Origin of the sequence: Adlercreutzia muris, assembly GCF_041223505.1 — a bacterium.
Taxonomy (GTDB): Bacteria; Actinomycetota; Coriobacteriia; order Coriobacteriales; family Eggerthellaceae; genus Adlercreutzia; species Adlercreutzia muris.
In genome coordinates this window covers 215,710-225,224 of the sequence record NZ_JBCLQK010000006.1, presented here as the reverse complement: position 1 = coordinate 225,224, position 9,515 = coordinate 215,710, and the positions used below count along the sequence as shown (strand labels likewise).

General features: G+C 69.3%; 8 protein-coding genes and 2 tRNA genes. All 10 read right to left on the bottom strand.

Going from position 1 to position 9,515, the window contains the following annotated elements:
• Positions 1–2 precede the first annotated feature (2 nt).
• The 10 genes from AAK988_RS07600 to mreC all read right to left on the bottom strand — a co-directional run bounded on the left by AAK988_RS07600 (position 3) and on the right by mreC (position 9,502).
• Positions 3–76: transfer RNA gene (locus tag AAK988_RS07600), tRNA-Asp, on the bottom strand.
• A 23-nt stretch (positions 77–99) separates the two neighbouring features.
• Positions 100–176: transfer RNA gene (locus AAK988_RS07595), tRNA-Asp, on the bottom strand.
• 93 nt (positions 177–269) lie between these two features.
• Complete coding sequence (locus AAK988_RS07590) at positions 270–629, bottom strand: histidine triad nucleotide-binding protein (RefSeq protein WP_369872501.1); 360 nt, start codon at positions 627–629, stop codon at positions 270–272.
• A gap of 36 nt (positions 630–665) precedes the next feature.
• Positions 666–1,307, bottom strand: coding sequence for a TIGR03936 family radical SAM-associated protein (locus AAK988_RS07585; protein WP_151431387.1), 642 nt, complete (start codon positions 1,305–1,307; stop codon positions 666–668).
• On the bottom strand, positions 1,307–3,373 hold the full coding sequence (locus AAK988_RS07580) for a TIGR03960 family B12-binding radical SAM protein (protein ID WP_369872502.1): 2,067 nt from the start codon (positions 3,371–3,373) through the stop codon (positions 1,307–1,309). The genes AAK988_RS07585 and AAK988_RS07580 overlap by 1 nt, the downstream gene beginning before the upstream one ends.
• Positions 3,360–4,532, bottom strand: a complete 1,173-nt coding sequence (locus AAK988_RS07575) for a YcjF family protein (RefSeq protein WP_151431391.1) — start codon at positions 4,530–4,532, stop codon at positions 3,360–3,362. Before AAK988_RS07575 ends, AAK988_RS07580 begins: the two co-directional genes overlap by 14 nt.
• Positions 4,533–5,774: a rod shape-determining protein RodA gene (rodA, locus tag AAK988_RS07570; RefSeq protein WP_369872503.1), complete on the bottom strand. Its 1,242-nt coding sequence runs from the start codon at positions 5,772–5,774 to the stop codon at positions 4,533–4,535. It abuts the gene before it with no gap.
• An 8-nt stretch (positions 5,775–5,782) separates the two neighbouring features.
• On the bottom strand, positions 5,783–7,957 hold the full coding sequence (gene mrdA / locus AAK988_RS07565) for a penicillin-binding protein 2 (protein WP_369872504.1): 2,175 nt from the start codon (positions 7,955–7,957) through the stop codon (positions 5,783–5,785).
• A gap of 13 nt (positions 7,958–7,970) precedes the next feature.
• Positions 7,971–8,495, bottom strand: a complete 525-nt coding sequence (gene mreD / locus AAK988_RS07560; RefSeq protein ID WP_160324390.1) for a rod shape-determining protein MreD — start codon at positions 8,493–8,495, stop codon at positions 7,971–7,973.
• On the bottom strand, positions 8,495–9,502 hold the full coding sequence (gene mreC / locus AAK988_RS07555; protein WP_201757680.1) for a rod shape-determining protein MreC: 1,008 nt from the start codon (positions 9,500–9,502) through the stop codon (positions 8,495–8,497). Before mreC ends, mreD begins: the two co-directional genes overlap by 1 nt.
• Positions 9,503–9,515: the final 13 nt, after the last annotated feature.

Here is a 9,515-nt window from a genome sequence, read left to right as displayed (position 1 = left end):
GGCGGGATGTACGAGACTCGAACTCGCGACCTCCGACGTGACAGGCCGGCGCTCTAACCAACTGAGCTAACACCCCGAATGGTGTGCCCTTGAGAAAAATGGCGGGATGTACGAGACTCGAACTCGCGACCTCCGACGTGACAGGCCGGCGCTCTAACCAACTGAGCTAACACCCCGTCTCAAGCAGCCCGTATAGTATACGCACAACGCCACGGACGCGCAAGCCCCATTTCCGAAAAACTTTGGGCAAATGGCAGAAGGGCCGCTCCTTAGGCCTCGCGCAGGCTGCCCTCGAAGGTGAAACGGCCCATCTTGGTGCCGCCGAGCACGTGGATGTGCAGGTGCCCCACCGTGGCGGCGGAATCGGGGCCGGTGTTCACCACGGTGCGGTAGCCGCTCTCGCCGACGCCCTTCAAGCGCGCCACCTCGGGCACGACGCTCATCATGTGGCCGATGACCTCGGCCGGCACCCTGTCGGCCAAGTTGTCGTAGTGCGCCTTCGGCACGATGAGAGTGTGCACCGGCGCCTCGGGCTCGATGTCGTCGAATGCGTAGCAGATATCGTCCTCGTACACCTTGGCCGACGGGATGTCGCCGGCCACGATCTTGCAGAACAGGCAATCGTCCATGGGAGTTCCTTTCTCTCTGACGGGCCTATGATACCCCTATTCGGCCCGCTGCTCCACGCGCAGGAAGCTCGTCGGGCGCAGACCCTCGGCCCCGTGACCCACGGCCACGGTGGCGGCCACAAGTTCGCGGACGAAGGCGTCGGCCCGCAGGCTGCCCGTGGGCTTCGACACCAGGGTGAAGGTCACGCGGGCGCCCTCCTGAGTCACCGAACCGGCCAGGTAATCGGCCACCATGAGGGTCTTCTCCTTCTTCTTGCGCACCACGGTCACCGTCTCGGGCACCACCAGCGCCCGCGGTGCCTCGGAGAGCTCCACTTCGTAGGTGCTCACGGGGCAGGCTACGGAGGCCGCCGGATCCCTGGGTTCGATATAGCGGGCCGCCGTGGGGTACAGATCGGCGGGGCTCGCTTTCTGAAGGGCCGCCAGGGCCTTGTCGGGGGCCACGTAGTCGGTCAGAAACAGGTCGAAGAACTCGGATGTGCCCCCCACTCCCACGGGCAGCGCCGCGCCGAAGGCGATGCGCATGTGGGGGGAGAAGCCCTGGCTCACGGCGTAGGGCAGCCCCGCGCGACGCACGGACCGCTCCAGGGCCCGGGCCACTTCCAGATGGGACAGCAGGGCGAGACGGCCCGTCTCGCGGAAGGTCACGCGCAGGCGGAACAAACGGGGATCAGCCATTACGCCATCGCCTCCTCTTCAGAAGATCCTTCGCCTTCGCCCCGCGGGCCGCGCTCGGAGTCGCGCGGGGCCCCGACGCCCTCGGCCGCCGCTTCCGAGGCGGAACGCACCTCTGTCGTCACCGAGCCCGCGGCCCTCACGGTTCGGTACGGATTCGCCCCGGCCGGCTCCACGGCCCCCGCGCCCGTCTTTCCCACGCGCTCTTCCATCAGCTCGATATCGGCGCCGAGCGTGGGACAGGCGCCGCAGGCGGAGCAGTTCTCGAAGGTGCAGTCCGGCGTGGTGACGCCCTCCTGGGCCCGCGCCCGCTCGCGAGCAAGGAACTTCGGGCTCACCGCAGCGGTGATATGCGCCCAGGGCAGCACATAGTCGGTGCGGAAATCGGCCTGGGCGATGCGGGCCGGGTCGATTCCCAGCGCCTCAGCAGCACCGGTCCAGGCCTCCTCGTCGAAATGCTCGGTCCAGGCGTCGAAGCGAGCGCCGCGGCGCCACGCCTCCTCTACCCAGGCCGCCGCCTCGCGGCCCCCGCGGCTCATGACCGCCTCCACGAACGAAGTCGCGGGATCGTGGTAGTGCACGTCCACCGCCTTGTACTTCACCGAGCGCTTCAAGAGCCCCACGCGGCGCAGCGTCTCCTCGGGAGAGATCTGCCCGTCCCACTGAAAGGGGGTCTGGGCCTTGGGCACGAACACGGCGCACGACACGCTCATGCGCACGCTGCCCCGCTGCTCGGGGGGCACGGCGGCCTTGGCGCGGTCGTAGGCCCGCTGGGCCAAACTCGCGATGCCCTTGATGTCTTCGTCGGTCTCGGTGGGCAGGCCCACCATGAAGTACAGCTTGCAGCGGCGCCAACCGGCGGCAAAGGCCGCGTCGATGGCGCTGAACAGGTCGTCCTCAGTCACGTTCTTGTTGATGACGTCGCGCAGCCGCTGGGTACCGGCCTCGGGCGCGAAGGTGAGGCCGCCCTTCTTCTGGCCCGCCACCAGCTCGGCCATCTCCACCCCGAAGGCGTCGAGGCGCTGGGAGGGCACGCTCACGCGCACGCCGGTGCCGGCGCAGGCCCCGTTCACCCGGGTGAGGATCTCGGCGATCTGGGAGTGGTCCGTGGAGGACAGCGAGGTGAGGCTCACCTCGTCGTAGCCGGTGTCGGCCAGCCCGCGCACCACGGCGCTCACGATGTTGTCGGCCGACCGCTCGCGCACGGGGCGGTACATCATGCCGGCCTGGCAGAAGCGGCAGCCGCGGGCGCACCCGCGCAGCACCTCCACGTTCAGGCGGTCGTGCACCACCTCGGTGTAGGGCACCACCATGGGCTCGTAGGCGTCAGAGGCGGCGAAGCCCGTAAACACCCGCTTGTCCACCACCGGTGGCACGTCGTCGAACAGGGGCTCCACCCAGCTGCCGGCCGCCTGGGCCTCGGCCTCGCCGCGCCAGCGATACAGGCTCGGTACGTAGGCGCCGCCCACCTCCCGGGCCAGGGCCCGCAAGATGTCAGCCCGCGGGACGCCCTCGCCCCGCAGACGCCGGATGAGGGACAGCGCCTCGGGCAACTGTTCCTCCCCCTCGCCCACCAGAATCACGTCGAAGAAGGGGGCATAGGGCTCGGGGTTGTAGGCGCACGGACCGCCGGCCAGCACGATGGGATCGCCCTCGGCCCGCTCGTCGCTGTGCAGCGGGATGCCAGCCAGATCCAGTGTCTCCAGGATGTTGGTGGCGGCCAGCTCGTGGGGCAGCGTGATGCCCACCGCATCGAACTCGGCCACCGGGGCGCAGCTCTCCAGGGAGAACAGCGGCACGCCCGCATCGCGCATGAGGTCGGCCATGTCCACGGCCGGCAGGAAGGCCCGCTCAGCCCCCATGCCCTCGGTGGCGTTCACCGCGTTCACCAAAATGCGCACGGCCTGGTTCGCCTGGCCCAGCTCGTAGGTGTCCGGATAGATCATGCAGAATTGGAAGGGGGCGTCGCCCTTCACGACGCAGCCCCACTCGTGGTTCAGATAGCGGGCCGGCCGCTCGACGCGAGCGAGCAGCGGCTCCACCCGGGGCCAGAGGTTAGTGCTTGGCATGGACTCCCTTTCCGTTCTTCCCGCGCAGGCCGCGCCACGTAGCGCGCCCCGCCTCTTTGGCGGTATCGACCACCTTGCGACCCGCTGGCGTGGAGGCAGCCTTCCCTGCCGCCTCCACGGCCTCGTCGCGGGCCTTCTGCACTACGTTGGCCACGCCCACGATGTCGCCGCCGGCCTCGAAGTACTCGATGGCGGCCCGGCCCATGGCCTCGGTGCCGGCAAATCCCACGGCCCCCTTGATGGCCCAGCCGAGCACCGGCACCACGCCCACGGCGGTACGCGCGATGTTGCGGAACAGGAAGGCGCCGCCCACCACGGCGGCCAGCTCCTTGATGCGCTCGGCCGACAGGGGCTGGCCGTAGGCCGCGGCGATCTGCAGCAGCATCTTCGCCTGATTCAGGGTCATGATGGGCATGTCGGCCCCGGGGATGAACACCACCACGCCCACACCGGCGTTCTGGATGGCCGTGGCCCGCACCGCATCCAGAGACAACGGCCGGCGCACGAAGGGGAAGGCCAGGGCGAAGGCGAGCTTCTTGTCACGGCAGGCCGCGATGATCCACTCCCCCATGCGACGGTCCAACGTCGCGGCGGCCTCCTCGTCCAGGGCGATGGGCTCCGCGCCCGCCGGGGCTTCCTCCGCGGGCACCGCGTGCTCGAGGGCCTCGAGGGCGGCCGGCGCCTCGGCAGGGCGGCTCTCGGTGCTCCCGGCGGTCAGGCGCCGCGACAGGGTGGCGGCGGCGTCCCCCAAGGGGGTGGGGTCGGTCATATGGGGGGCCACCAGGTCCCCTTCGGGAATGGGGAACCCGGCCGCCTCGGCGGCGCGGGACACCGCGGCCGGGGCCGTGGCCACCACCATGACCGGAATGCCCGCGGAGCGGATATGGGCGGCGGCCGCGCCGATGGAGGGGCTCGCCCCCGCCACGATCACGGCCATGTCGTCGGCTCCGTAGGGCTCGGGGGCGACGCCCTCCTCCAAATAGCCCAGGGTGACCCGGGTGCGGGCGCCGGCGCTCGCGAAGGCGCTGCGCACGTGGCCCACCACATCTCCAGGGGCCGTCTCGTCCAGAAAGACGGACACGGCCAGGGGCGTGTTGCGGGCGGCATCGATGTCGGTGGCGGCGCTGATGAGCGCGGGAATGTCGAGGGGCAGGTTCATTTACGCGGCCTTCCTTCCTTGAATCGAGCGATGGGACCACACCGAGCCGATGAGCCCGATGAGCGCGAAATTGACGACCATGAACGACGAGCCGTAGCTTACGAACGGCAGCGGGATGCCCGTGATGGGCATGAGCCCCACGTCCATGCCGATGTTCTCGAGAATCTGGAACAGCCACATGCCGACCACGCCCATGACGATGAGCATGCCGAAGAGGTCGTCGGCGGCCCGGGCGATGGACAGGCAGATGGCGATGAGGGCGGCGTACAGGGCGATGAGGGCCACCACGCCCACAAAGCCGAGCTCCTCGGCCAGCACGCAGAAGATGAAGTCCGTAGGGGCCTCGGGCAAAAAGCCGTGGGTCGACTGGGTGGCGTTCAAGAGCCCCTTGCCGAACAGCCCCCCGGATCCGATGGCGATCTTGGCCTGGGCCAGGTTGTAGCCGTCTCCGGACAGGTCGGCCTCGGGGTTCAGGAACACGAGCAGGCGCCTGCGCTGGTAGTTCTTCAGCAGGCGGTACTCCCAGGTGCCGTCGGGCAGCTGATACTTCAAAAGCTCGTCCACGGCGAACACAGCCGCGATGGCCGCCACGCCGGCCGCCACGGTGAGGAGCAGATAGCGGGCCTTGGCGCCGCCCATGACGAGTACCACCGCCGAGATGGCCATATACACCAGGCCCGTGCCCAAGTCGGGCTGGGTCATGATGCAGGCGAAGGGCACGAGCAGCAGGCCCAAGACCTTGCAGTACTCGCGCCAATCATCCAGGGTGCCCTGGTAGCGGGCCAGCAGGCTCGCGGCGAACAGCACCACCGTCACCTTGGCGAACTCGCCGGGCTGTACCTGCATGCCGATCTTGATCCAGGAGCGGGCGCCCATGCCGGCCGTGGTGCCGAGGCCCGGCACATGGGGCAGCAGGATGAGCACGATGTTGATGACGAGCAGGGCCGTGGTCATGTTGGCCAGGCGGCGGTAGTCGAAGCGCCACAGCACGGTCATGACGACGAGGCCGGCCCCCACGCCGGCCAGCTGCCGGTTGAAGCTGTAGTCGGCATCGCCCTGCACCGCCGACCAGCACACCAGAAGGCCGTAGCTGACCACAAGGGCGATGACCAGCAGGAAGGGCCAGTTCACGAGCGCGATCAGCGGCGGCCGCTCGGGACGGCCCGGGGAACGGTGGGAGCCGCGGGAGCCCAAGGCCCGCTGGCTCTTGTGCACGGAATGTATCTGGGGAAGCTCTGCCACGAACCCTCCTAGTCCTCGCGGCCGCCGGAGTCCACGGCGATCTCCACGGACTCGCCCGGCGAGCCGGCCACGCGCTCGATGGTCACCGTGGAGGTGCCGGCGGCGTCGGCCATGAGCTCGGCCATGACCTCGGCCACCACCGGGGCGGCCGTGTCCGAGCCGCCGCCGCCCTGCTCCACGACGCAGGCCACCACGTATTTGGGGTCGTCGAAGGGGGCGTAGGCCACGAACCAGGCCGTGTCGTTCTGGTCTTGTTTCTCGCCGGTGCCCGACTTGCCCGCCGCGTCGATGCCCGCCTCCTCGAACAGGGGGGCCACGGAATGGGACTCGCGCACCATGTCGTGGAGGGCGTTGCGCACGTAGGTGAGGTGCGCCTCGGTCACCTCGGGCGTGCGGCTCACTTCCGGCTCGAAGGTGACGACGGTCTCCCCGGCGCTGTTGCGCACCTCCTTCAGCAGGTGCGGGCGCATGATGGTGCCCGTGGCCACACCGGCGTAGGCGCAGGCGATCTGCAGCGGCGTGACGAGCACGTCGCCCTGGCCGATGATCATGTTGGTGTAGTCGCCGCCGCGCCAGACGGCCTCGGAGGGCACGTTGCGCCAGTGCTCGGCCTTCCAGGCCGGCGTCGGGATGAGGCCCACGGCCTCGCCCCCCAGATCGACCCCCGTGCGCTCGCCGAAGCCGAACTGCTCGATGTACTCCTGGAGCGCCGTGTCGGGCAGGTCGCCGGACCCCTCGGGCCCGTGGTCGTAGAAGGCCTTGCCGATCTCATAGAAGACGGTGTCGCAGGAGTTCACAATGCCGCCGTAGAGGTCCAGGGTGCCGTGGCCGGCGTGGTTCCAGCACTTCTGCACCACGCCGGTGTCGAAGCCGTCCCACTCGCCGGTGCAGTTCCAGGAGCTGCTCTCCGAGGCGAACCCGTACTCCAGGCCCGCCAAGGACGTGAAGGCCTTGAAGGTAGAGGCGGCCATGAACTGGCCCGACACCACGTTGTTGTTGAGCGGCGCGTAGGCCTCTTCGCTGTTGTACTTGTCCATGAGGTCCTGGGAGAAGGCCCCGGTGAAGTTCGTGGGATCGAAGGTGGGGAAGCTCGACATCACCACTACCGAGCCGTCGGTCACATCAAGGGCCACCACGGCCCCCTTGCAGCCCTTGCCGGTGCCGATGATGCCCTCGCGCGGGGCGATGAGGTCGGCGAGGGCCCGATCGGCCACGTACTGGGCCCGGGCATCGATGGTGAGGTACACGTCGCTGCCCTTGGAGTCGTCGATGTTGCTCATGACCGAGATGCGCCGGCCGTTGGCGTCCACCATCACCTTGCTCTCGCCGTGCTCTCCGGCCAGATAGGAATCGTAGGTGGCCTCCACGCCGGCCGTGCCCACGGTGTCGATGGAGAGGATCTCGCGGCCCTCGGTCTTGTTCTCCATGATCTCGGGGGTCACGTTGCTCGTGTAGCCGAGCACGTGGGCCGCCAGGGCCCCGTAGGGGTACTCGCGCAGGGAGCGCTCCTCCACGGTGACGCCGGGGAAGGCGTCGGCATGCTCGGCTATGAAGGCCACGTCGCGCAGGCGCACGTCCTGACCGAGCACGCGCAGGCTCTGGGCTCCCCCGCTCGCGTCCTTGATGCGCTGGAACAGCACGTTCACCGGCACCCCGAGCACCGTGGACAGGCGGCGCACCACATCGCGGTTGTCCGCCACCTCCGGATCGGCCAGCACGGCCTGAGCGGGGCGGTTCACGGCCAGGGGCACCCCGTTGGCATCGTAGATGCACCCGCGGGGCGCCGGGGTCTTCACCGTGGTATAGAGGTTCTGCTCGGCGGCGTTGGCGTACTCGGAGTTGCCGAGGATCTGCATGGTCCACAGCTTCGAGGCCAGCACGGCGAAGATGCCCGCCGCCAGGGCCCCTACGGCCGCGAACCGGGTTCCGAGGCCGTCGGAAGGCTTCTTGGCAGCCGTGGGGTCCTCCGAGGAGCCCACGGTCACCTCCCCGTCCCGGGCGGCTCGGGCCGAGGTGCGCCGCTCGAAGGGCGAGGTGCCCACGCCGACGGTGTCCAGCTGGCTGACCCCCTTGGTGGCTCCCACGGAGGGAGTGGAGCGGTTCGCCCTCACGGCGAGGGCGGCGGCGATGACCACAATGGCGATAACGGCCGCGAGCACGGCCACGATAATGGCAAGGAGCACGGACGCCCCCTTTCTAGCGCAGAACCGGCGTCCCCGGTTGACCCAAGGGCTTGCCGACCATCACGCGGATGGCGATCGGGTACAGCAGGAGGCCGATGACGCAATCGTAGAGCATGCAGGGCAGCGTGCGGTACAGGAAGGCCTCGCCGAGGGAGACGCCCCCGCCGCTCGCCACGACGGCGATGCCGTAGAGCACCTCCGCGAGAACCGTGGAGGCCAGAAGAATTGCCACCGGCATGAACAGGGTATCGTTGTCCAGGGCGAGATAGAGCCGGGAAGCGAGAAATGTTACCAGCACGAGCACGAAGGCCATGGCCCCCACCGGGCCGCCGCCCACCAGATCGAAGATGAGGCCGCAGACGAAGGGGATGACGGGGCCCCCGTGGCCGGGAGTGGCCACGGAGCGCACGAGGCAGAAGGCCACGATGAAGTTGGGCACGGCGGCGAACAGGGCGATGGCCGGGGCCACGATGATCTGCAGCAGCACGGCCAGGACGGCGCCGATGAGGGCCGTCACCGTCTCGCGGGTCAGCTCCATCAGGCATCCCCCTCCCCGCCCGCGGCGTCATCGGGGCCGCCGTCGCCGGAGCCGCCCTCGGCGCCGTCGTCGTTGCCGTCGCCGTCGCTCTGGCCGCCCTCGCCCGTGTTGTCGGCACCGGAGGCCGGGGCTTGGTCGCTCGGGGCGGGAATAGAGCGGTCGGAGGCGTCCTCGGCGGCGCTGAACACCACGATGGCCTCCTCCATGAGGGAGACTGAGCCGTTGGGGGCCACGACGATCTTGCGAGTATCCTTGCCGGCGCTGCCCTCCACGCGGGCCACGGTGCCGATGACCAGGCCGCGGGTGTAACTGCCCCCCAAACCGCTCGTCAGCACCACGTCGCCCACCTGGATGTTCACATCGGCACCGATGTTCTCCAGGTACAGCAGGCCGTCCAAAGACCCGCGCACGATGCCCTCGGCACGGCTCGACTGGATCATGGCCGCGGCCCCCGACTGGGGGTCGGTGAGCAGGCGCACGCGGCAGGAGCCCGCCGACACGGAGATGACCTGGCCGACCACGCCGGTCGGCCCCATGACGGTCAGCCCCGTCTCCACGCCCGAGGAGGAGCCCACGTCCAGGGTGATGTCCTGGTTCCAGGCATCGGTGGAACGGCCGATGACGCGCCCGGCCACACCTCGGATGTCGTAGACGTCGCGGAGGTTCAGCAGACCGCGCAAGCGCTCGTTCTCCAGGCGGATCTCCTCGGAGGAGGTCAGCTGGGCCACCAGCTGCTCGTTCTGCTCCCGCAGGGCCGTCAGGGTAGCCTCGGAGGCGGCGTTGTCGCTGCCGGAATCCTCGGCCGCCTCCACCGCCTCGCCCAGGGGCACGCCGGCCATCTGGAGCGGGGCCACGGCCCCCTCCACGAGGGCCTGCACCCGGTGGATCGGGCCGTCCGGGCCCTCGGCGCTGTAGATGCCCACGAGCCCCAAGGCCAGCACGAGGGTGAGAATGAGCGGCACCCGTCCGACGGGCGCGGGACTGTTATTCTGGAAATTGAGAGCCATGAGCGGTGCGCGT

Coding starts and splice junctions, on each gene's coding strand:
- AAK988_RS07580 (WP_369872502.1), bottom strand. CDS start 3,373: ATGCCAAGCACTAACCTCTGGCCCCGGGTGGAGCCGCTGCTCGCTCGC.
- AAK988_RS07590 (WP_369872501.1), bottom strand. CDS start 629: ATGGACGATTGCCTGTTCTGCAAGATCGTGGCCGGCGACATCCCGTCG.
- mreC (WP_201757680.1), bottom strand. CDS start 9,502: ATGGCTCTCAATTTCCAGAATAACAGTCCCGCGCCCGTCGGACGGGTG.
- AAK988_RS07585 (WP_151431387.1), bottom strand. CDS start 1,307: ATGGCTGATCCCCGTTTGTTCCGCCTGCGCGTGACCTTCCGCGAGACG.
- mreD (WP_160324390.1), bottom strand. CDS start 8,495: ATGGAGCTGACCCGCGAGACGGTGACGGCCCTCATCGGCGCCGTCCTG.
- AAK988_RS07575 (WP_151431391.1), bottom strand. CDS start 4,532: ATGAACCTGCCCCTCGACATTCCCGCGCTCATCAGCGCCGCCACCGAC.